This window comes from Burkholderia mycopellens, from assembly GCF_964265025.1.
In the GTDB taxonomy this organism is placed as follows: Bacteria; Pseudomonadota; Gammaproteobacteria; order Burkholderiales; family Burkholderiaceae; genus Burkholderia.
In genome coordinates, this window is the sequence record NZ_OZ183802.1 from 1,179,210 (window position 1) to 1,199,325 (window position 20,116).

General features: G+C 65.5%; 22 protein-coding genes. 14 read left to right on the forward strand and 8 right to left on the reverse strand.

From position 1 onward, the window contains the following. Positions 1 to 12: 12 nt before the first annotated feature. The 4 genes from ACPTTC_RS05525 to ACPTTC_RS05540 all read left to right on the forward strand — a co-directional run bounded on the left by ACPTTC_RS05525 (position 13) and on the right by ACPTTC_RS05540 (position 4,627). A complete protein-coding gene (locus ACPTTC_RS05525) occupies positions 13 to 807 on the forward strand; it encodes a MetQ/NlpA family ABC transporter substrate-binding protein (protein ID WP_175967147.1) in 795 nt (264 codons plus the stop codon). 228 nt (positions 808 to 1,035) lie between these two features. After that, positions 1,036 to 1,785: an electron transfer flavoprotein subunit beta/FixA family protein gene (locus tag ACPTTC_RS05530; RefSeq protein WP_423391799.1), complete on the forward strand. Its 750-nt coding sequence runs from the start codon at positions 1,036 to 1,038 to the stop codon at positions 1,783 to 1,785. Between the two features lie 16 nt (positions 1,786 to 1,801). Continuing rightward, a complete protein-coding gene (locus tag ACPTTC_RS05535) occupies positions 1,802 to 2,737 on the forward strand; it encodes an electron transfer flavoprotein subunit alpha/FixB family protein (protein ID WP_423391800.1) in 936 nt (311 codons plus the stop codon). Positions 2,738 to 2,836: 99 nt separating this feature from the next. Then, positions 2,837 to 4,627, forward strand: a complete 1,791-nt coding sequence (locus ACPTTC_RS05540) for an acyl-CoA dehydrogenase (protein WP_423391801.1) — start codon at positions 2,837 to 2,839, stop codon at positions 4,625 to 4,627. Positions 4,628 to 4,719: 92 nt separating this feature from the next. Here the strand turns inward: ACPTTC_RS05540 and ACPTTC_RS05545 are convergent, their stop codons facing one another. Further along, on the reverse strand, positions 4,720 to 6,006 hold the full coding sequence (locus ACPTTC_RS05545) for a D-amino acid dehydrogenase (protein WP_175967150.1): 1,287 nt from the start codon (positions 6,004 to 6,006) through the stop codon (positions 4,720 to 4,722). Positions 6,007 to 6,151: 145 nt separating this feature from the next. Between ACPTTC_RS05545 and ACPTTC_RS05550 the strand changes: the two genes are divergently transcribed. Together ACPTTC_RS05550 and ACPTTC_RS05555 are read left to right on the forward strand one after the other, a co-directional pair. Continuing rightward, positions 6,152 to 6,640: an Lrp/AsnC ligand binding domain-containing protein gene (locus tag ACPTTC_RS05550; RefSeq protein ID WP_175951682.1), complete on the forward strand. Its 489-nt coding sequence runs from the start codon at positions 6,152 to 6,154 to the stop codon at positions 6,638 to 6,640. Between the two features lie 90 nt (positions 6,641 to 6,730). Further along, entirely contained in the window at positions 6,731 to 7,918 is a 1,188-nt protein-coding gene (locus ACPTTC_RS05555; protein ID WP_423391802.1) for a PA0069 family radical SAM protein, read from the forward strand. Between the two features lie 49 nt (positions 7,919 to 7,967). Here ACPTTC_RS05555 and ACPTTC_RS05560 read toward each other — a convergent pair whose 3' ends face one another. Together ACPTTC_RS05560 and ACPTTC_RS05565 are read right to left on the reverse strand one after the other, a co-directional pair. Then, positions 7,968 to 8,435 (reverse strand): NINE protein, encoded by a 468-nt coding sequence (locus tag ACPTTC_RS05560; protein WP_039370986.1) that lies wholly within the window; start codon positions 8,433 to 8,435, stop codon positions 7,968 to 7,970. A gap of 109 nt (positions 8,436 to 8,544) precedes the next feature. Further along, a complete protein-coding gene (locus ACPTTC_RS05565; protein ID WP_423391803.1) occupies positions 8,545 to 9,684 on the reverse strand; it encodes a PQQ-dependent sugar dehydrogenase in 1,140 nt (379 codons plus the stop codon). A 153-nt stretch (positions 9,685 to 9,837) separates the two neighbouring features. Here ACPTTC_RS05565 and rpsP point away from each other — a divergent pair, with 153 nt between their 5' ends. The 6 genes from rpsP (at position 9,838) to ACPTTC_RS05595 (ending at position 13,967) form a co-directional block, all read left to right on the forward strand. Further along, complete coding sequence (gene rpsP, locus ACPTTC_RS05570; protein ID WP_006476550.1) at positions 9,838 to 10,092, forward strand: 30S ribosomal protein S16; 255 nt, start codon at positions 9,838 to 9,840, stop codon at positions 10,090 to 10,092. A gap of 42 nt (positions 10,093 to 10,134) precedes the next feature. Then, positions 10,135 to 10,812 carry a ribosome maturation factor RimM gene (gene rimM / locus ACPTTC_RS05575; RefSeq protein ID WP_423391804.1) on the forward strand — a complete coding sequence of 226 codons (678 nt, stop codon included), beginning with the start codon at positions 10,135 to 10,137 and terminating at the stop codon, positions 10,810 to 10,812. Between the two features lies 1 nt (position 10,813). After that, positions 10,814 to 11,608 carry a tRNA (guanosine(37)-N1)-methyltransferase TrmD gene (gene trmD / locus ACPTTC_RS05580; RefSeq protein WP_175951686.1) on the forward strand — a complete coding sequence of 265 codons (795 nt, stop codon included), beginning with the start codon at positions 10,814 to 10,816 and terminating at the stop codon, positions 11,606 to 11,608. A 133-nt stretch (positions 11,609 to 11,741) separates the two neighbouring features. Continuing rightward, positions 11,742 to 12,134, forward strand: coding sequence for a 50S ribosomal protein L19 (rplS, locus tag ACPTTC_RS05585; protein ID WP_006753174.1), 393 nt, complete (start codon positions 11,742 to 11,744; stop codon positions 12,132 to 12,134). Between the two features lie 87 nt (positions 12,135 to 12,221). Next, entirely contained in the window at positions 12,222 to 12,908 is a 687-nt protein-coding gene (locus tag ACPTTC_RS05590) for a CoA pyrophosphatase (protein WP_069247448.1), read from the forward strand. Positions 12,909 to 13,028: 120 nt separating this feature from the next. After that, positions 13,029 to 13,967, forward strand: a complete 939-nt coding sequence (locus tag ACPTTC_RS05595; protein ID WP_043181898.1) for a CobD/CbiB family protein — start codon at positions 13,029 to 13,031, stop codon at positions 13,965 to 13,967. A gap of 66 nt (positions 13,968 to 14,033) precedes the next feature. Here ACPTTC_RS05595 and ACPTTC_RS05600 read toward each other — a convergent pair whose 3' ends face one another. The 3 genes from ACPTTC_RS05600 to ACPTTC_RS05610 all read right to left on the reverse strand — a co-directional run bounded on the left by ACPTTC_RS05600 (position 14,034) and on the right by ACPTTC_RS05610 (position 16,613). Continuing rightward, positions 14,034 to 14,351: a putative signal transducing protein gene (locus tag ACPTTC_RS05600; RefSeq protein WP_011351362.1), complete on the reverse strand. Its 318-nt coding sequence runs from the start codon at positions 14,349 to 14,351 to the stop codon at positions 14,034 to 14,036. Between the two features lie 64 nt (positions 14,352 to 14,415). Then, positions 14,416 to 15,357: a ribosome small subunit-dependent GTPase A gene (gene rsgA, locus ACPTTC_RS05605; RefSeq protein WP_175951688.1), complete on the reverse strand. Its 942-nt coding sequence runs from the start codon at positions 15,355 to 15,357 to the stop codon at positions 14,416 to 14,418. Continuing rightward, positions 15,354 to 16,613, reverse strand: coding sequence for a M48 family metallopeptidase (locus tag ACPTTC_RS05610; protein ID WP_226195652.1), 1,260 nt, complete (start codon positions 16,611 to 16,613; stop codon positions 15,354 to 15,356). Before ACPTTC_RS05610 ends, rsgA begins: the two co-directional genes overlap by 4 nt. A 117-nt stretch (positions 16,614 to 16,730) precedes the next feature. Here ACPTTC_RS05610 and orn point away from each other — a divergent pair, with 117 nt between their 5' ends. Beyond that, positions 16,731 to 17,351 carry an oligoribonuclease gene (orn, locus tag ACPTTC_RS05615; RefSeq protein WP_423391805.1) on the forward strand — a complete coding sequence of 207 codons (621 nt, stop codon included), beginning with the start codon at positions 16,731 to 16,733 and terminating at the stop codon, positions 17,349 to 17,351. 16 nt (positions 17,352 to 17,367) lie between these two features. On the opposite strand, the gene mog is transcribed toward orn, so the two are convergent. Further along, complete coding sequence (gene mog, locus ACPTTC_RS05620; protein WP_175951691.1) at positions 17,368 to 17,985, reverse strand: molybdopterin adenylyltransferase; 618 nt, start codon at positions 17,983 to 17,985, stop codon at positions 17,368 to 17,370. Then, a complete protein-coding gene (gene yjgA, locus ACPTTC_RS05625; protein ID WP_423391806.1) occupies positions 17,969 to 18,571 on the reverse strand; it encodes a ribosome biogenesis factor YjgA in 603 nt (200 codons plus the stop codon). The genes mog and yjgA overlap by 17 nt, the downstream gene beginning before the upstream one ends. A 127-nt stretch (positions 18,572 to 18,698) precedes the next feature. On the opposite strand from yjgA, the gene pmbA reads away from it, so the two are divergent. Then, positions 18,699 to 20,069 carry a metalloprotease PmbA gene (gene pmbA / locus ACPTTC_RS05630; RefSeq protein WP_011351368.1) on the forward strand — a complete coding sequence of 457 codons (1,371 nt, stop codon included), beginning with the start codon at positions 18,699 to 18,701 and terminating at the stop codon, positions 20,067 to 20,069. Positions 20,070 to 20,116 lie beyond the last annotated feature (47 nt).

The window sequence follows — 20,116 nt, forward strand, 5'->3', positions numbered from 1 at the left end:
AGGGGACACTCGATGCAACGACGCTTCATGCTGAAATTCGCGGCGGCACTGGGCGCGGCCGCGCTGTTCGCGGGCGCGCACGCGCAGGCCGAAACCATCAAGGTGGGCGTGACGGGCGGGCCGCACGCGCAGATCATGGAGGCGGTGAAGAAGGTCGCGGCGAAGAGCGGCCTCGACATCCGCATCGTCGAATTCTCGGATTACGTGCAGCCGAACGCCGCGCTCGCGTCGGGCGACCTCGACGCGAACAGCTACCAGCACGATCCCTATCTGCAGGCGCAGGTGAAGGATCGCGGCTACAAGCTGATCAAGGTCGCGGATACCGTCACGTTTCCGATGGGCATCTATTCGAAGCGCGTGAAGTCGCTGGCCGAACTGAAGCCCGGCGCGCGCATCGCGATTCCGAACGATCCGACCAACGGCGGCCGTGCGCTCCTGTTGCTGCAAAAGCAGGGCCTGCTGAAGCTGCGCGCGGATGCCGGGCTGAAGGCGACGCCGCTCGATATCGTCGACAATCCGCGCAAGCTGAAGATCGTCGAACTTGATGCGGCGCAGATTCCGCGCTCGCTCGGTGACGTCGACGCGGCCGCGATCAATACCAACTACGCGATGGAAGCGGGGTTGAAACCGAAACAGGACGCGATCGCGATCGAGGGTCCGAACGGCCCGTACGCGAACATCCTCGCGATCCGCGAGGCGGACCGGAACAAGCCGTGGGTCGCGAAACTGGTCGCGGCCTATCATTCGGCCGATGTGAAGCAGTTCATCGAAGGCAAGTTCGGCGGCGCGGTTATTGCCGCCTGGTAACAGGCGAGGCACGGGGCGCCCGGCGAGATTAGAGTTGATGATCGAAAACCCGGGCTTTGCGTCCGGGTTTTTTCTCTTTTAAAATAGAACGACCGTTCGCTATCATTGGCGCGTCGCCAAGAAGCGGTATCCTCGACAGCCACGAAGGTTGGGTCCGCTTGGCCGCGCAGTCATGAGGCCTCGCTATAGAATGGCCTCTGGTCGTATTCGTAACTTTGGAGCGTGTGCATGAAAATCCTGGTGCCAGTGAAAAGAGTGGTCGATTACAACGTGAAGGTCCGCGTGAAGTCGGACAACACGGGTGTCGACATCGCGAACGTGAAGATGTCGATGAACCCGTTCGACGAAATCGCGGTTGAAGAAGCCGTGCGCCTGAAGGAAGCGGGCGTGGCGACCGAAGTGATCGCCGTGTCGGTGGGCGTCGCGCAAGCGCAGGAGACGCTGCGCACGGCGCTGGCGATCGGCGCGGATCGCGCGATCCTCGTCGAATCGACCGACAGCGTCGAGCCGCTGGGCGTCGCGAAGATCCTGAAAGCGCTGGTCGACAAGGAACAGCCGCAACTGGTGATCCTCGGCAAGCAGGCGATCGACGACGATTCGAACCAGACGGGCCAGATGCTGGCCGCGCTGGCCGGCCTGCCGCAAGCGACGTTCGCGTCGAAGGTGACGGTCGCGGACGGCAAGGCCACGGTCGCGCGCGAAGTCGACGGCGGCTCGGAAACGCTGTCGCTGACGCTGCCGGCGGTGATCACGACCGACCTGCGCCTGAACGAGCCGCGTTACGTGACGCTGCCGAACATCATGAAGGCGAAGAAGAAGCCGCTGGAAACCGTGAAGCCGGAAGACCTGAGCGTGGATGTGGCGCCGCGTCTGAAGACGCTGAAGGTGGTCGAGCCGCCGAAGCGCGCGGCCGGCGTGAAGGTACCGGATGTGAAGACGCTGGTCGAGAAGCTGAAGACCGAAGCCAAGGTGCTGTAAGAGGGAGCGGAAAGAAATGACGATTCTGGTGATTGCAGAACACGACAACGCGTCGATCAAGACCGCGACGCTGAACACGGTGGCGGCGGCGGCAAAGATTGGCGGTGACATTCACGTGCTGGTCGCGGGCCACAATGCGCAAGCGGCTGCAGACGCAGCGGCGAAGATCGCAGGTGTTTCGAAGGTGCTGCTGGCCGACGCGCCGCAACTCGAAGCGGGCCTCGCGGAAAACGTCGAAGCGACCGCGCTGAACATCGCGAAGGACTACTCGCACATCCTCGCGCCGGCGACGGCCTACGGCAAGAACATCGCGCCGCGTATCGCCGCGAAGCTGGACGTCGCGCAGATCTCGGACATCACGGCGGTCGATTCGGCCGACACGTTCGAGCGCCCGATCTACGCCGGCAACGCGATCGCGACGGTGCAGTCGAGCGACCCGATCAAGGTCATCACGGTGCGTGCGACGGGTTTCGATCCGGTGGCTGCGGAAGGCGGCAGCGCGTCGGTCGAGAAGATTGAAGCGGCGGCAGATGCGGGCAAATCGCAGTTCGTGAGCCGTGAGGTGACGAAGCTGGACCGTCCGGAACTCACGAGCGCAAGCATCATCGTGTCGGGCGGCCGCGGCCTGGGCAGCGGCGAGAACTACACGAAGGTGCTGGAGCCGCTGGCGGACAAGCTGAGCGCGGCACTGGGCGCATCGCGCGCGGCAGTCGACGCCGGCTACGTGCCGAACGACTATCAGGTCGGCCAGACCGGCAAGATCGTCGCACCGCAGCTGTACATCGCGGTCGGCATCTCGGGTGCGATTCAGCACCTGGCAGGCATGAAGGATTCGAAGGTGATCGTCGCGATCAACAAGGATCCGGAAGCGCCGATCTTCAGCGTGGCTGACTACGGCCTCGTCGGCGATCTGTTCACGCTCGTGCCGGAACTCGTGGCCGAGCTCGGCTAACGCAGTGTGACGCTTCGGCGGTAAGCACACGAGAAGAGGGGGCGCGACGAGCGCCCCTTTTTTTTCGCCATCGACAGAAGAGAGAAGAGGGAGACACACATGAGCTATCACGCCCCCGTCAAGGACATGCTGTTCGTGCTGAAGGAACTGGCCGGCATCGACGCCGTTGCGCAGTTGCCGGGCTTCGAGGATGCCGGTTACGACACGGCGCAGGCCGTGCTCGACGAATCCGCGAAATTCTGCGGCGAGGTGCTGGCCCCGCTGAACGTCGAAGGCGACCGCAACCCGAGCAGCTGGAAGGACGGCGTCGTGACCGCGACGCCAGGCTTCGGCGAAGCGTTCCGCCAGTTCGTCGAAGGCGGCTGGCAGGGGCTGCAGCATCCGGCCGAGTACGACGGCCAGGGGCTGCCGAAGCTGATCGCGACGCCGTGCATCGAGATGCTGAACGCATCGAACCTGTCGTTCGCGCTGTGTCCGCTGCTCACCGACGGCGCGATCGAGGCGCTGCTGACGGCCGGCACCGACGAGCAGAAGCAGCGCTACGTGCCGAAGCTGATCTCGGGCGAATGGACCGGCACGATGAACCTGACCGAGCCGCAGGCGGGCTCCGATCTCGCGCTGGTGCGCTCGCGCGCGGAGCCGCAGGGCGACGGCACGTACAAGGTGTTCGGCACGAAGATCTTCATCACGTGGGGCGAGCACGACATGGCGGAGAACATCGTCCACCTGGTGCTGGCGCGCACGCCGAACGCGCCGGAAGGCGTGAAGGGCATCTCGCTGTTCATCGTGCCGAAGTTCATGGTCAACGACGACGGCTCGCTGGGCGCGCGCAACGACGTGCACTGCGTGTCGATCGAGCACAAGCTCGGGATCAAGGCGAGCCCGACGGCGGTGCTGCAATATGGCGACCACGGCGGCGCGATCGGCTACCTGGTCGGCGAGGAAAACCGCGGCCTCGAATACATGTTCATCATGATGAACGCGGCGCGCTTCGGGGTCGGGATGCAGGGGATCGGCGTGGCCGACCGTGCGTACCAGAAGGCGGCGGAATTCGCGAAGGAGCGCGTGCAGAGCCGCCCGGTGGACGGTTCGGCCAGGCAGTCGGCGACGATCATCCATCACCCGGACGTGCGCCGCATGCTCGGCACGATGCGCGCGCTGACCGAAGGCGCGCGGGCGCTGGCGTACGTGGCCGCCGCGCACAGCGACATTGCCCACCGCCATTCGGACGAGGCGACGCGTGCGCGTCATCAGGCAATCTACGAGTATCTGGTGCCGGTGGTGAAGGGCTGGAGCACGGAGATGGTGAACGACGTGGCGAGCCTGGGCGTGCAGGTGCACGGCGGGATGGGCTTCATCGAGGAGACGGGCGCGGCGCAGTATTACCGCGATGCACGTATCCTGGCGATCTACGAGGGCACGACGGCGATCCAGGCGAACGACCTGGTGGGCCGCAAGACGATGCGCGACGGCGGCGCGGTGGCGAAGGCGCTGATCGCGGAGATCGGCGAGACGGTGGCGGCGCTGGGCAGGCTGGACGGCGCGGCGGCCGCGTCGGTGAAGGCGCAACTGGAGAAGGGCGCGAAGGCGCTGTCGTCGGTGGTGGATTATGTGGTGGCGAACGTGAAGCAGGACCCGAACGCGGTGTTCGCGGGCAGCGTGCCGTACCTGAAGCTGGCGGGCGTGGTGCTGTGCGGGTGGCAGATGGGCCGTGCGCTGGTGGCGGCGCAGGCGAGGCGCGCGAGCGACCCGGCGTTCTTCGATGCGAAGATCGCGATCGCGCAGTGCTACGCGGAGCACGTGCTGGTGCAGGCCGGCGCGCGCGAAGCGTCGATCGTCGGCACGAAGGGCAACGAGGGCGTGCTCGCGTTGACGGAAGACCAGTTCTGATCGGCTGACGGTTCGATGAAATGAGAAAGGCGCCCCCGAGGCGCCTTTCTATTTGATGCCTGCCGGCCTGTATGGCCGCGGGCGTCGTCGGCTTAAGCGTATGCCGGGCGCGTCGGGCCGGCCACGTCCTTCAGGTAACGATGCACCGACAGGTCGTCGGCCTGGATCGCGGGCATCTTGCCCGAGATCAGGTCCGCGAGCAGTTGGCCCGAGCCGCACGACATCGTCCAGCCGAGCGTGCCGTGGCCGGTGTTCAGGAACAGGTTCGACACCGGCGTGCGGCCGACGATCGGCGTGCCGTCCGGCGTCATCGGGCGCAGGCCCGTCCAGAACGTCGCCTTTGACGTGTCGCCGCCACCCGGGAACAGGTCGTTCACGCACATTTCGAGCGTTTCGCGGCGCGCGGCGCGCAGCTTCTTGTCGAAGCCGACGATTTCCGCCATGCCGCCGACGCGGATGCGCTGGTCGAAACGCGTGATTGCGATCTTGTAGGTCTCGTCGAGCACGGTCGACACGGGCGCGGCCGCTTCGTTGACGATCGGCGCGGTGATCGAATAGCCCTTCAGCGGATAGACGGGGATCTTCATCAGGTTCGAGATGAAGCGGGTCGAGTACGAGCCGAGCGCGACGACGTACGCGTCCGCGCGCACCGTCTCGCTGCCGCACTGCACGCCGGCGATCTTGCCGCCCGCGATCGCGAGCGCATCGATCGGCGTGTTGTAGCGGAATTTCACGCCGAGCGATTCCGCAAGCGCGGCAAGGCGCGTCGTGAACAGCTGGCAGTCGCCCGTTTCGTCACCCGGCAAGCGCAGGCCGCCCGTCAGCTTGTGCGAGACGGCGGCGAGTGCCGGTTCGGCTTTCTTCAGGTCGGCCGGCGACAGCAGCTCGAACGGCACGTTCGCTTCCTGCAGGACGGCGATGTCCTTCGCCGCGCCGTCGAGTTGCTGCTGCGTGCGGAACAGCTGCAGCGTGCCGCCCGTGCGCCCTTCGTACTGGATGCCGGTATCGGCGCGCAGTGCCTGCAGGCAGTCACGGCTGTATTCGGCGAGGCGGACCATGCGGCCCTTGTTGACTGCATAGCGCTCGGCCGTGCAGTTGCGCAGCATCTGGTACATCCACTGGAGCTGGAAGCGCGTGCCGTCGAGGCGGATTGCGAGCGGCGCATGCTTTTCGAACATCCACTTGACGGCCTTCAGCGGCACGCCGGGTGCGGCCCACGGCGCGGCATAGCCGGGGGAGATCTGGCCTGCGTTCGCAAAGCTCGTCTCGAGCGCCGGGCCTGCCTCCCGGTCGATCACCGTGACTTCATGACCGGCGCGCGCGAGGTAATACGCGCTTGCCACGCCCACCACACCGCTGCCCAGAATGACGACTCGCATAGCTGCTCCAGATGGAAGGGACCAGATCGAGGCCGGGCGCACAGGCGGCTCCGTGTAACCTCTAGCTGATCTAGTTTTTTGCGCTATGGTATTGTCGAATGTGTAGGTTTTGTTATCGTATTTTTCAGGTTTTCAGCAGAAACAAATGAGAACGCAACGTCAGCCCGTACGCTCGCTCGACAAGCTCGACCGGCGCATCCTGAAACTGCTCCAGAACGACGGCCGGATGGCGATGAAAGACCTCGCGGAACAGGTCGGACTGACCGTCACACCGTGTATCGAGCGCGTGCGGCGCATGGAGCGGGATGGCGTGATCACCGGCTATCACGCGCGCGTCGATCCTCACCAGCTCGATGCCGCGCTGCTGGTGTTCGTCGAGATCACGCTCGGCCACAAGGGCGGCAACATGTTCGAACAATTCCGCCGGGAAGTGATGAAGATCGACGAGGTGCTCGAATGCCATCTTGTGTCCGGCGATTTCGACTACCTGATCAAGGCGCGGATCGGCGAGATGGCCGACTACCGGAAGCTGCTCGGCGACATCCTGCTGCAGTTGCCCGGCGCCGTGCAGTCGAAGAGCTATGTCGTGATGGAAGAAATCAAGGAGACGCTGACGATCGCGGTGGGCGACTGACGCGCCTGCGGCAGGCCGTCGGGCCCTTTATCCTGCCCTTGGCATGCTGCACCCAATACTGTATAAATGTACAGTATTGGGTGCAGGCGAATGGGTGGGCACATGGACGATCGATCCGACAACGAATTTCCGGTAGCGCCGCCCGTGCCCCGCAAGGGGCGCGGTGCGGTCGACAACCTGCAGGGGCGATATGAAATCGCGCAGCGTGAAGCGGTCGACGACGGCTGGACACACGAGTCGGACGATGCCGATTTCCCCGCGCCTTTGCGCACGCAGGTCTTCGAGGAGCGTGCGAAGAGCATCCTGACGCACAACCAGTCGCCCGACATTCCGTTCAGCGTATCGCTCAATCCGTATCGCGGCTGCGAGCACGGTTGCATCTATTGCTTCGCGCGGCCGACGCACAGTTATCTCGGCCTGTCGCCGGGGCTCGATTTCGAAAGCCGCATCTATGCGAAGGTCAATGCGGCCGAACTGCTCGAGCGCGAGATTTCACGCAAGCGCTACGTGCCGGAACCGATCGCGCTCGGCGTCAATACCGATGCCTACCAGCCGGTCGAGCGCGACCTGCGCATCACGCGCAGCGTGATCCAGGTGATGCACGATCGCGGGTTGCCGTTCGCCGCGATCACGAAGTCGTCGCTGATCGAGCGCGATCTCGACCTGCTCGCGCCGATGGCCGAACGCGGGCAGGTGATGGCGGCGGTGACGATCACGACGCTCGATGCCGATCTCGCGCGCACGCTCGAGCCGCGCGCGGCAACACCGGCGCGACGGTTGCGTACGATTCGCGCACTGAGCGAAGCGGGCGTGCCGGTCGGCGTGAGCATTGCACCGATGATTCCGTTCGTCACCGAGCCCGATCTGGAGCGTGTGCTCGAGGCGTGCGCGGAAGCGGGCGCGACGCATGCGAGCTACATCATCCTGAGGCTGCCGTGGGAAGTTGCGCCGCTGTTCAAGAACTGGCTGGCCGCACATTTTCCCGATCGCGCGGAGCGCGTGATGAACCGCGTGCGCGACATGCGCGGCGGGAAAGACTACGACTCGGATTTCTCGAAACGGATGAAGGGCGAGGGGATCTGGGCCGACCTGCTGCGGCAGCGCTTCCGCCAGGCCGTTAAGCGGCTCGGGCTGAACGAGCGCACGAACGGCATTCTCGATCTGTCGCAGTTTCGCGGTGCGCCGGCCGCCGCGGCGCCGGCGCCGCGCGTTGCTGTTCGTTCAGCCGCCAAGTGGTCGACGCAGTCGCGTGACGACACGCAATTGAACCTGTTCTGACCAGCGCGCTGAACCGGCGTGAGGCGCCGGTGCGTAGCGGCCGTTACGCTTACTGCGAAATCTGCTTGGCCGCTTCGACCTGCGACTCGAAATACGTCTGGAACGACAGTGCGAGTGCGGTCATCAGCAGGAATGCACCGATCAGCAGCGAGAAGATCACCACGAAGATCACGGTCCAGCCCGACTTGCTGTGCTTGCCCGTCTCGGCGTTGAATTGCGCGTCCCATTTTTCGTCGGGACGCAGCCCGTAGACGAGCGCGGCGAGGAATGCTGCCAGCAACGAGATTGCGCCGGGTACCGCGAGCCACCAGCCGAGGCCGGCGCTGCGCTGGGTTGCCGCGAGCAGTAGGAAGCCCGGGATGCCGACGATCGTCGCGAGCAGGTGCGCCCAGCCGAACACGTCGCGGAAGCCATATAGATAGAAGCGGTGCGCGCCGAGCGATCCGAACAGGAACGCGAGGGCGGCGGTGAGCGTCTTGGAACGAAAGCGGCGGGACGGTGCGGTGCTGCTGGACATGGATGGCGGCGTATTGTCGTTGGCATGGGCGGCCGGCAGGCCGGCGCGGGCACGCGGCCCGGCTCGCATTCTACGATGCCCGATCGGGCCCGGTCACCCCTGTCCTGCGTCAAGGTGCCGCATAGGTCACACGGTAGATCGCGCCTGCGTAGTCGTCGCTGACGAGCAGCGAGCCGTCCGGCAGCGGCAGCACGTCGGCCGGGCGTCCCCATACCGTGCCGTCGGGCCGCAGCCAGCCCGTGACGAACGGGGTCTGGCGCGCCTGGCTGCCATCCGCCGAGACGACGACGCGCATCACGCGATACCCGATCTTCGTGCTGCGATTCCACGAGCCGTGTTCGGCGATGAAGATGTTATTGCGATACGACGCCGGAAACATTGGCCCTGCATAAAAGCGCATGCCGAGTGCTGCGACGTGTGCACCGAGTTTCAATACGGGCGGCACATAGCGGCGGCATACGTCGGCGCTGCCGAATTCGGGGTCGGGCGTATCGCCGCCATGGCAGTACGGAAAGCCGAAGTCGAGGCCGGCGCGCGGCGCGCGGTTCAGTTTGTCGTCGGGCACGTCGTCACCCATCATGTCGCGCCCGTTATCCGTAAACCAAAGCTCGCCGGAATCGGGGTGCCACGCGAAGCCGACCGTATTGCGTACGCCGCGGGCAACAACCTCGCTCCCGCTGCCGTCCGCCTTCATGCGCGCGATGATTGCATAGCGGCTGCGATCGGCAAGACAGACGTTGCACGGTGCGCCGGTCGGCACATACAGCTTGCCGTCGGGGCCGAACGCGATGAATTTCCAGCCGTGATGGTGTTCGGTCGGCAGCGTGTCGGTGACGACGGCGGGTGCGGGCGGTGTGGCGAGCCGGTCGTCGATATGATCGAGACGCAGGATGCGCGATACGGCGGATATATAGAGTGCGCCGCCACGGTAGGCGACGCCGACGGGCATGTCGAGCCCGGACGCGATCACGTAGCGCGCGCTGATCCGTCCCTCGTGCAACACGAACGCATGTACGCGACCTTCCCGTGTGCCGACATACAGGATGCCGCGCGGCGACCACGCCATTTCGCGGGCGGTCGGTACCGCGTCGGTCAGCACTTCGACGTGGAAGCCGGACGGCACGACGAGTTCGCCTACTGGCAACGGCGCGGCAGGCGTCGGTGCGGACGCGAGGCAGGCAAGGCCGGCAAGCAGCGCCGCGAAACGGTGCTGCGCACGGCGCATCGAGGCGGCGCGTAGGGGCGGCATGACAGTGTGAAACGTCCCGGACACGACGATTGTATGCCCGGCGGGCAGGCCGCCTCCGGATTTTTTGCGCGTAAGTGTTTGTTGTACCTCCGGTTTCCGGCTATAATCGCGTGTTTCAGTAGTTTCGAACCCGGTTTTCCCGAAGGACATCATATGGTTATCATCCGTCTGGCTCGTGGCGGCTCGAAGAAGCGCCCGTTCTACAACATCGTTGCTACCGATTCGCGCAACCGTCGTGACGGCCGCTTCATCGAGCGCGTCGGCTTCTACAACCCGGTCGCTACGAAGGGCGAATCGCTGCGTATCGCTCAGGATCGCCTGACGTACTGGCAAGGCGTTGGCGCGCAACTGTCGCCGACCGTCCAGCGTCTCGTGAAGGAAGCGCAAAAGGCGCAACCGGCTGCCTAACATGGCACGGTGTGCCGGTCGTGCCGGCTTTGAGGTGCATTAATGGCGGGTCACGATTCCGGTAATGCAGGGCGCGGGCGTGCGTCGTTTGGCGCATTCGTCCGCAAGCCGGCCGAGCGCGGCGTTGTCGCGAACGCCGGTCAGGCCGCCGAGCAGGGCGGTCTCGAAGTGGTGCAAGCCTGGCCCGACGATGCCGTCGAGGTCGGGGCGGTGGTCGACGCCTATGGCCTGAAGGGTTGGGTCAAGGTGGCGACGCACGCCGACGCCGGTCGCGGTGGCGATGCGCTGCTCAAGGCGCGCCACTGGTGGCTGGAGCGTGGTGCAGAGCGGCTTTCCGTGCGCATCATGCAGTCGAAGACGCACAGCGACACAGTCGTTGCGCAACTTGCGGGCGTCAGCGACCGCGATGCCGCGCTGGCTATGCGCGGCTTTCGCGTGTTCGTGCGCCGGGAAGATTTCCCGGCATTGGCCGCGGACGAATTCTATTGGGTCGACCTGATCGGTCTCGACGTCGTCAACGAGCAATCGGTGGCACTCGGGAAGGTGAGCGGGATGATCGACAATGGCGTGCATTCGATCATGCGTGTCGAGTATCCGGCGACCGGCAAAGACGGTCAGCCGACCACCGACGAGCGGTTGATTCCGTTCGTCGGCGTATACGTCAAAACGGTGGATCAGGCGGCGCGTCGCATCGTCGTCGACTGGGAAGCCGATTACTGAAATGAACCAGGTTACCGAGAGCGCGGTGCAGTTCGACGTCGTCACGCTCTTCCCCGAGATGTTCCGTGCACTGACCGACTGGGGGATCACCAGCCGGGCCGTCAAGCAAGGGCGCTTCGGGTTGCGCACCTGGAACCCGCGTGATTTCACGACGGACAACTACCGTACGGTCGACGATCGTCCGTACGGCGGCGGTCCGGGCATGGTGATGCTGGCCAGGCCGCTCGAAGCCGCGATCGGTGCCGCGAAAGCGGCGCAGGCTGAGCAGGGTATTGCGAGCACGCGAGTCGTGATGATGTCGCCGCAGGGCGCGCCGCTCACGCATGAGCGTGCGGTGCGGATGGCGCAGGAACCCGGTGTCGTCGTGCTGTGCGGTCGCTATGAAGCGATCGACCAGCGCCTGCTCGATCGTTGCGTCGACGAAGAAATCAGCCTCGGCGATTTCGTCCTGTCCGGCGGGGAATTGCCGGCGATGGCGATGATGGATGCCGTCGTGCGGTTGCTGCCCGGTGTGCTGAACGATTCGCTGTCGGCCGTGCAGGATAGTTTCGCTGACGGCCTGCTCGATTGTCCGCACTACACGCGCCCCGAGGAATACGACGGCGTGCGCGTGCCGGACGTGCTGCTCGGCGGGCATCATGCCGAGATCGAGCGGTGGCGGCGCCAGGAAGCATTGAGGAATACGTTGCGGAAGCGGCCGGACCTGATCGTCCGGGCGCGCCGCGAGAAGTTGTTGAGCCGTGCCGACGAGGCGTGGCTTGCGAACCTCGCACGCGAAGCGAAGGACGCCTCCTGAGGCGGTGTCGCGAGCGGGAATTGGCGGTGCCGTGCATGCGTGCGCGGCGCCTGATGTGAATCCATCCTCTATCGGGGCCATGCCTGGAAGCAGGCAGGCGCAAACGCCGACACGATGGCAATAGGAGTCAGTGATGAACCTCATCGCAAAACTTGAGCAGGAAGAAATCGAGCGCGCGCTCGCCGGCAAGACGATCCCCGAATTCGCCCCGGGCGATACGGTGATCGTGAACGTGAACGTGGTTGAAGGTAACCGCAAGCGCGTTCAGGCTTACGAAGGCGTCGTGATCGCGATTCGCAACCGTGGCCTGAACTCGAACTTCATCGTCCGCAAGATCTCGTCGGGCGAAGGTGTCGAGCGTACGTTCCAGACGTACTCGCCGCTGCTGGCAAGCATCGTCGTGAAGCGCCGCGGTGATGTGCGTCGTGCGAAGCTGTACTACCTGCGCGAGCGTTCGGGCAAGTCGGCTCGTATCAAGGAAAAGCTGGTGTCGAAGGATCGCGCCGCAGCAGCTTCCCAAGAGTAAGAGCTGTAAGGAAAAAGCACCCAACCGGGTGCTTTTTTCATTCTGGCGCGAGAATATGCTCGATACGACACGAACCCGAGAGCCCCATTGAATCGCCGCCCCATCATCGATCCCGAAGTCCTGCCGGTCGAAGGCACCGGCGCCGGCCTGCCGGCCATCGATTCCCGCCTGATGACGCCGTCCGGCCTGCGCGACCGTTTCGCGCGCACGCTCGAATGGAGCGTCGAGCCCGGCGAAGCGAGGCTGCAGGAGGGCGTCGATCCACGCAGCGCGGCCGTCCTCGTGCCGCTCGTCGTCCGCGAGTCCGGCCTCACCATGCTGCTGACCCAGCGCGCCGACCACCTGAACGACCACGCCGGACAGATCAGCTTCCCCGGCGGTCGTCGCGAACCGTTCGATCGCGATGCAACCGCGACCGCGTTGCGCGAGGCAAAGGAAGAGATCGGTCTGGCAGACGAGCGTGTCGAGATCCTCGGCGCGCTGCCCGACTACCTGACCGGCACGGGTTTTTGCGTGACGCCGGTGGTGGGCCTCGTGCATCCGCCGTTCACCGTGCAGGCCGACACGTTCGAAGTCGCCGAGATTTTCGAGGTGCCGCTCGCGTTCCTGATGAATCCCGCGAACCATCAGGTCCGTGTGTTCCGCTGGGAAGGCGGCGAGCGTCGTTTTTTTGCGATGCCCTATCCGAATGGCGAACCCGGCGGGCATTACTTCATCTGGGGCGCAACTGCCGGCATGTTGCGCAATCTGTACCGCTTCTTGGCCGCCGGCTAGGCGCATGCGGCGGCCGGCGCTCGCGGCTGGTGGCCGTGCGACCGCACCGGCAGCCATCCGGCGCTTACGCTGTGCTATCGTTATGCAAAAAATGACATAACTCCGAAGACGGCGCCACGCATGACTTTCTTTTCGGTTCTCCTCGCCCTCATCATCGAACAGGTCCGCGCGTTGTCGCCGAACAATCCGGTGTTCGCGCTGTTCCAGTTTCATGCGGAAACCGTCGCGCATGGTCTCGACGCTGGCAAGCAGAAGCACGGCATCCTCGCCTGGCTCGCGGTCGTGCTGCCGTGGGTGCTGATCGTCGCGCTGATCTATTTCCTGCTGTACAAGGTGAGCTTCGTGCTCGCATTCATCTGGAACGTCGTTGTCGTGTATTTCACGCTCGGCTTCCGTCAGTTCAGCCATTACTTCACCGACATCCACCTCGCGCTCAATAACGACGACGTGCCGCGTGCGCGCGAAATCCTGCACGAGTGGACAGGCATCGACACGGTCGACATGCCGGTCGGCGAAATCGTCCGCCATACGCTGATTCATGCCGTTGTCGCATCGCATCGCCACGTGTTCGGCGTGTTCTTCTGGTACGTGTTGCCGATCGGCCCGGCCGGTGCCGTGCTGTACCGGATTTCCGAATACCTTGCGCGCAGCTGGTCGACGCCGGGCGACGACCGCACGGCGGCCTTCTCGACGTTCGCGCAGCGCGCGTTCTTCGTGATCGACTGGATTCCCGCGCGATTGACCGCGCTCGGCTTCGCGATCGTCGGCAATTTCGAGGATGCGATCTATGCGTGGCGCAACCATACGCGCCAGTGGCCCGATCCGAACGATGGCGTCCTGCTGGCAGCCGGCAGCGGAGCGCTCGGCGCCCGCCTCGCGGGGCCGCTCGCGGAACCGTCGAGCCTCGATGCGCTGGCAGTCGGCGACAGCGGTCCGTTGACGGTCGGTGACGATTGCACGCCGCGGACGCTGCAATCCGCGGTTGGCCTCGTCTGGCGTGCGGTGATCCTGTGGATGATTCTGCTGCTGATGCTGACGCTTGCCGTCTGGGTGTCGTGACGGGGCAGAGTGCGGTACCCGATGAAAGGCAAAAGGCCGGCTGGATGCCGGCCTTTTTGCTGTGGGTCAGTCGTCTAGCGGGTCGCGTACGGCGCCGCATTGCCAGCATGCGGTGAACTGGGCTTCGAGCGCCTCGCCGCACTGCCGGCAGCGCCACGGCGCGGCGCCGGCCGAGGGGCCGTGCGACGCGGCATCGAGGAGCCGGCGCGCGAGCGCGTCGTCGCGTTCGTCGTCGAGCCACAGTTCGGGCGTGCAGGCGTCGGCGGGCAGGCCGCCGAGCGCGCCGGTCGCGTAGCAGTTATGCAGTTCGCAACCGATGCCGGCCACCTGAAGCACGTTGGCCCAATGCTGCGCCGTCGCGAGATCGGGTGCCTTGAAACGCATCGCGGCTCCTGTCGGTGAAAGCCGGCCCGCATGGCACCGGCTGGCCGCTGTGCGCGCCGCGCGATCAGCGGACGATCTGGCTCGCCTCGTGCACGAGCTGCGCGTACAGCGCATGCCGCGACGTCGCGATACGGCCGTCTGCGACAGCTTCGAGAATCGCGCAGCCGGGTTCGTGCAGATGATGGCAATTATAGAAACGGCAGTCGGCGAGCAGCGGCCGGAACTCCGGGAAGGCGCGCTCGAGACGGCCTTCCGTCAGGTGGTAGAGGCCGAATTCCTGGAAGCCGGGCGAATCGATCAGCGCACCGCCGCCGTCCAACGGATAGAGGCGCGTGAACGTCGTCGTGTGACGCCCGCTGTTGAGCGCGGCCGAAATCTCGCGCGTGGCGGCTTCGGCATCGGGAACGAGCAGGTTCACGAGCGTCGACTTGCCCATCCCGGACTGGCCGAGCAGGATCGTCGAATGCCCGGCAAGGTGCGGCATCAATTGCGCGCGCGCGTCGTCCGGCGAGCCCTTCACCGACAGCTCGAGCACGTCATAGCCAAGGGCGCGGTAGGGCGCGAGGCGCTCGCGCGCGACCGGCAGCGCGGCTTCGACGTCGATCTTGTTCAGCACGACGAGCGGCTTCAGCTCGTTCGCCTCGGCGGCGATCAGCGCGCGGCCGAGCAAGTCCTCGCTGAAGTAGGGCTCGGTCGCGAGCACGATCAGCAACTGGTCGAGGTTGGCCGCGAACAGCTTCGACTTGAACTGGTCGGAACGGTACAGCAGGTTGCGCCGCTCGCCGATCTCCACGATGACGCCCTGGTCGGCCGACGCGAGTTCGTACGCGACACGGTCGCCAACCGCGATATCGCTCTTCTTTCCGCGCGGGAAGCATTGCAGCATCGGGCCGCCATCGTCGGGCGCGACGATGTAGTGGCGCCCGTGCGCCGCGATCACGCGGCCTTCGGCACGTTGCGCGCCCGACGCGCGCGGGGCCGGCTTGCGGGAGGTCGGCCGGCTCATGCGTGCTGCATCAGGCGGTCGATCCGCTGCGACGCGGGCGGATGCGAGTAGTAGAAGGCCGTGTAGACGGGGTCGGGTGTCAGCGTCGACGCGTTGTCCTCATAGAGCTTCACGAGTGCGCTGACGAGATCCTGCGCGTCGGTCTGGCTGGCCGCGAATGCGTCGGCCTCGAATTCGTGCTTGCGCGACGTGAGGCTGCCGAACGGCGTCGCGAAGAACAGGAACACGGGAATCGCCAGGAAGAACAGCACGAGTGCGGCACCCGCGTTGCTCGTGTCGAGCGACGGCGTGACGCCGAGCCCCGTGTAGAACCACGTGCGTTGCGCGAGCCAGCCGAGCAGCGCGAGCAGCACGAGGCTCAGCACGAACGATACGAGCATCCGCTTCATCACGTGGCGGCGCTTGAAGTGGCCGAGTTCGTGCGCGAGCACGGCCTCGATTTCCTGGCCGGACAGGCGCGCGAGCAGCGTGTCGAAGAACACGATCCGCTTCGACGCGCCGAAGCCCGTGAAGTACGCGTTGCCGTGCGCGGAGCGGCGGCTGCCGTCCATCACGAACAGCCCCTTCGCCGCAAAGCCGCAGCGCTTCATCAGCGACTCGATGCGCGCGCGCAGCGCGTCGTCCTTCAGCGGCTCGAACTTGTTGAAGATCGGTGCGATGAAGGTCGGGTAGATCAGCAGAACGAGCATCTGGAACGCGACCCAGACGATCCAGGTCCACAGCCACCACAGGCTGCCGGCTTGGTTCATCAGCCACAGCACGACGAACAGCAGCGGCAGGCCGAGCGCGGCGCCGAGCAGCGAGTTTTTCAGCATGTCGGTGAAAAACAGCCGCTTCGTCATCCGGTTGAAGCCGAAACGCTGTTCGATCCCGAACTGGCGGTAATACTCGAACGGGACGTCGATGACGCTCGTGATCACGAGCACCGCCGCGACGAGCGCGACCTGCTGCCCGTAGCCGCGGCCGAGCCAGCCGGTGAGCAGCGTGTCGAGCGCGCCGACGCCGCCGAGCAGCGTGAGGCCGACCAGCACGGCCGCGCTGACCACGATCTCGAGCATCGTCAGCCGGGTGCGCTCAACCGTATAGTCGGCCGCGCGCTGGTGGGCGGTCAGCGGGATGGTTGCGCTGAATTGCGCGGGGACGACGTTGCGGTGCGCCGCGACGAAGCGGATCTGCCGCGATGCGAGCCACAGCTTGGTGACGACCATCGCGAGCACGGCGAGCGCGAACAGCAGGGTGAACGAAAAGGGTGACATCGAAGGCGCCAAAGGGTTCTATGCGAGAATTATATGTTCTTGCGGACCGGCCCCGCTGATGCGATGCCGGCCGCCCGGTCGGCGCCGCGCGCCGCCCGCCATTTTCCAGGATGACTCATGACCGATACCGCCGCTTCCACCAGCCAGCCCGCGCTCGTGCGCAACGAGTTGAACCTCGTCTGGCTCGACATGGAGATGACGGGCCTCGACCCGGATAACGACCGCATCATCGAGATCGCGGTCGTCGTGACCAATTCCACGCTCGACATTGCCGTCGAAGGCCCGGTGTTCGCGATCCACCAGAGCGACGAAACGCTCGCAAAGATGGACGACTGGAACAAGTCGACGCACGGCCGTTCGGGCCTGATCGACCGTGTGCGCGCGTCGACCGTGACCGAAGCGGAAGCCGCCGAGCAGCTGCAGGCGTTCCTCGCGCAGTACGTGTCGCCCGGCAAGTCGCCGATGTGCGGCAACTCGATCTGCCAGGACCGCCGCTTCATGGCGCGCTGGATGCCGGAATTCGAGAAATTCTTCCACTACCGCAATCTCGATGTCAGCACGCTCAAGGAGCTGTGCCGACGCTGGCAGCCCGCGATCTACAAGGGTTTCCAGAAGCGGGCGATGCATACGGCGCTCGCGGACATCCACGAGTCGATCGACGAACTGAAGTACTACCGCGAGCATTTCCTGATTCCGGCCACGTCTGCTTCGGCAGGCGAGTCCGCGCCGGCCGCCTGAGCGGGCCGGCACACGCTCAGCGCGGGGCGCGCTGAGCGCTTTTCGGGCGGAACGCCGCGACCACCGCGGCGTCGGTCTCGATGTACGGGCCGCCGATCAGGTCGATGCAGTAGGGCACCGCGGCGAAGATGCCCGGCACGGTCGACTTGCCGTCGGCATCGCGCAGCCCTTCGAGCGTTTCCCGGATCGACTTCGGCTGGCCTGGCAGGTTGATGATCAGCGCCGCATGGTCGGCCGTCTCGCGGATCACCGCGACCTGCCGCGACAGGATCGCGGTCGGCACGAAATTCAGGCTGATCTGCCGCATCTGTTCGCCGAATCCCGGCATCTCCTTCGTCGCCACGGCCAGCGTGGCCTCGGGCGTCACGTCGCGGCGCGCGGGGCCCGTGCCACCCGTCGTCAGCACGAGGTCGCACCCCGCGACGTCGACGAGCTCGGCGAGCGTGGCGGAGATCGTGGGCGCATCGTCCTGGATCAGGCGCGTTTCGGCGCGCCACGGCGACACCAGCACGCCGGCGAGCCACTCCTGCAGCGCCGGAATGCCCTTGTCTTCGTAGACGCCCGTGCTCGCGCGGTCGCTGATCGACACGAGGCCGACGACGAGCTCGTCCGGATGGTTAGGCTTCGTCGTCATGGTCGTCTCCGGCGTCGTCCGCCGCCTCGTCGTCCGCATTGGACGTGCCGCCAGCAGTCTTGATCCACTGGAACAGCTCGCGGAAATAACGCGGCGGCTTGCCTTGCTGCGCTTCCTTGCGTGCGTTGCGGATCAGCGTGCGGCCTTCCTGGATATCGGCTTCCGGATGCTGGCGCAGGAATTCGGTCAGCGCGTCGTCGCTGGCGAGCAACTGTTCGCGCGTGCGTTCGATCCAGTGCAGGCGGGCCGTTGCGGCCTTGTTCACGCCGCGCTGCGCGTCGAGTGCGATGCGCAGCGCGGCCGTTTCGTCGTCGGTCAGCGAGCGCATCACGCGGCCGACGTACTGGAGCTGGCGGCGCTTGCCTTCGTGATCGGTGATCCGGCGTGCCTCGCGAACGGCGTCCGCGAGACTTTCGGGCATCGGCATGCGCTTGAGGGCGTCTTTCGGCAGATCGACGAGCGCCTGGCCGAGCACCTGCAACTCGTGCATCTCGCGCTTCAACTGGGATTTGCTGGGGCGATCGTAGCCATTGTCGTCGTCTTCGACGGCATGCTCGATCGGCTGGATTCGGGTTTTGCGTGTCATGGGCGGCATTGTATCGCGCCGCGGACACCCCAAGCTTGTCGGTGTCCGGCCCCGGACCTTGCTATGATCGCGGGATACGCAATATTTTGAACATGCGGGCGCCCGCCCGCCACCGGATATCAAGACGATGGCAGCCAATCTCGACGTACAAGCGCGCTATTTCCCGCACACGCAGGACCAGCTCAAAGAAATCGCCTCGGACATCCTTCGCCATGCGAAGGCGCTCGGCGCGACGGACGCCGCGACCGAAATCTCCGAGGGCGACGGCCTGTCGGTGTCGGTGCGCCGCGGCGAAGTCGAAACGATCGAACACAACCGCGACAAGATGGTCGGCGTGACCGTGTTCATCGGCAAGAAGCGCGGCAACGCGAGCACGTCGGATTTCTCGCCGGGCGCGATCAAGGATACCGTCGCCGCCGCGTACAACATCGCGCGCTTCACGGCCGAGGACGAGGCGGCTGGCCTGGCCGAGGCCGAACTGCTCGAAACCGACCCGCGTGACCTCGATCTGTACCATCCGTGGGCGCTGACGGCCGACGAGGCCGTGGAGCTCGCCCGCCGCGCGGAAGACGCCGCATTCGCGGTCAGCCCGCAGATCCGCAATTCGGAAGGCGCGAGCGTGTCGGCCCAGCATTCGCAGTTCGTGCTGGCCACGTCGCGCGGCTTCCTGTCCGGCTACCCGTACTCGCGCCACTACATCGCATGCGCGCCGATCGCGGGCAGCGGCCGTCACATGCAGCGTGACGACTGGTATTCGTCGAAGCGCAGCGCGATCGATCTCGCGGCACCCGAAGCGGTGGGCCGTTACGCGGCCGAGCGTGCACTTGCACGGATGGGCGCGCGCCGCCTCGACACCCGCAAGGTGCCCGTGCTGTTCGAGGCGCCGCTCGCGGCCGGCCTGCTCGGCGCATTCGTGCAGGCGGTAAGCGGCGGCGCGCTGTACCGCAAGACGTCGTTCCTCGTCGACAGCCTCGGCAAGCCGGTGTTCGCACCGCACATCCAGGTCGTCGAGGATCCGCACGTGCCGCGTGCGATGGGTAGCGCGCCGTTCGACGAGGAAGGCGTGCGCACGCGTGCGCGCAGCGTCGTCAAGGATGGTGTGGTCGAAGGCTACTTCCTGTCGACCTATTCGGCACGCAAGCTCGGCACCCAGACCACCGGCAACGCGGGCGGCTCGCACAACCTCGCGCTGCGTAGTTCGAACACGCAGGCGGGCGACGATTTCGACGCGATGCTGAAGAAGCTCGGCACGGGCCTGTTGCTGACCGAGCTGATGGGGCAGGGCGTGAACTACGTGACGGGTGACTATTCGCGCGGTGCGGCGGGCTTCTGGGTCGAGAACGGCGTGATCCAGTATCCGGTCGAGGAAATCACCGTCGCGAGCACGCTGCAGGAAATGTTCCGGCATATCGTCGCGATCGGCGCCGATTCGATCGTGCGCGGCACGAAGGAAACGGGCTCGGTGCTGATCGAGCAGATGACGATCGCCGGGCAGTAAGCGGAGCGCGGCTTCGGCCGCCATCAAACGAAAAAGCCCGACCGGTA

Coding starts and splice junctions, on each gene's coding strand:
- rsgA (WP_175951688.1), bottom strand. CDS start 15,357: ATGAGCCGGCCGACCTCCCGCAAGCCGGCCCCGCGCGCGTCGGGCGCG.
- orn (WP_423391805.1), top strand. CDS start 16,731: ATGACCGATACCGCCGCTTCCACCAGCCAGCCCGCGCTCGTGCGCAAC.
- ACPTTC_RS05540 (WP_423391801.1), top strand. CDS start 2,837: ATGAGCTATCACGCCCCCGTCAAGGACATGCTGTTCGTGCTGAAGGAA.
- ACPTTC_RS05595 (WP_043181898.1), top strand. CDS start 13,029: ATGACTTTCTTTTCGGTTCTCCTCGCCCTCATCATCGAACAGGTCCGC.
- ACPTTC_RS05530 (WP_423391799.1), top strand. CDS start 1,036: ATGAAAATCCTGGTGCCAGTGAAAAGAGTGGTCGATTACAACGTGAAG.
- ACPTTC_RS05555 (WP_423391802.1), top strand. CDS start 6,731: ATGGGTGGGCACATGGACGATCGATCCGACAACGAATTTCCGGTAGCG.
- mog (WP_175951691.1), bottom strand. CDS start 17,985: ATGACGACGAAGCCTAACCATCCGGACGAGCTCGTCGTCGGCCTCGTG.
- trmD (WP_175951686.1), top strand. CDS start 10,814: ATGAACCAGGTTACCGAGAGCGCGGTGCAGTTCGACGTCGTCACGCTC.
- ACPTTC_RS05565 (WP_423391803.1), bottom strand. CDS start 9,684: ATGCCGCCCCTACGCGCCGCCTCGATGCGCCGTGCGCAGCACCGTTTC.
- ACPTTC_RS05545 (WP_175967150.1), bottom strand. CDS start 6,006: ATGCGAGTCGTCATTCTGGGCAGCGGTGTGGTGGGCGTGGCAAGCGCG.
- ACPTTC_RS05525 (WP_175967147.1), top strand. CDS start 13: ATGCAACGACGCTTCATGCTGAAATTCGCGGCGGCACTGGGCGCGGCC.
- rplS (WP_006753174.1), top strand. CDS start 11,742: ATGAACCTCATCGCAAAACTTGAGCAGGAAGAAATCGAGCGCGCGCTC.
- rimM (WP_423391804.1), top strand. CDS start 10,135: ATGGCGGGTCACGATTCCGGTAATGCAGGGCGCGGGCGTGCGTCGTTT.
- ACPTTC_RS05535 (WP_423391800.1), top strand. CDS start 1,802: ATGACGATTCTGGTGATTGCAGAACACGACAACGCGTCGATCAAGACC.
- pmbA (WP_011351368.1), top strand. CDS start 18,699: ATGGCAGCCAATCTCGACGTACAAGCGCGCTATTTCCCGCACACGCAG.
- ACPTTC_RS05550 (WP_175951682.1), top strand. CDS start 6,152: ATGAGAACGCAACGTCAGCCCGTACGCTCGCTCGACAAGCTCGACCGG.
- ACPTTC_RS05600 (WP_011351362.1), bottom strand. CDS start 14,351: ATGCGTTTCAAGGCACCCGATCTCGCGACGGCGCAGCATTGGGCCAAC.
- ACPTTC_RS05560 (WP_039370986.1), bottom strand. CDS start 8,435: ATGTCCAGCAGCACCGCACCGTCCCGCCGCTTTCGTTCCAAGACGCTC.
- rpsP (WP_006476550.1), top strand. CDS start 9,838: ATGGTTATCATCCGTCTGGCTCGTGGCGGCTCGAAGAAGCGCCCGTTC.
- yjgA (WP_423391806.1), bottom strand. CDS start 18,571: ATGACACGCAAAACCCGAATCCAGCCGATCGAGCATGCCGTCGAAGAC.
- ACPTTC_RS05610 (WP_226195652.1), bottom strand. CDS start 16,613: ATGTCACCCTTTTCGTTCACCCTGCTGTTCGCGCTCGCCGTGCTCGCG.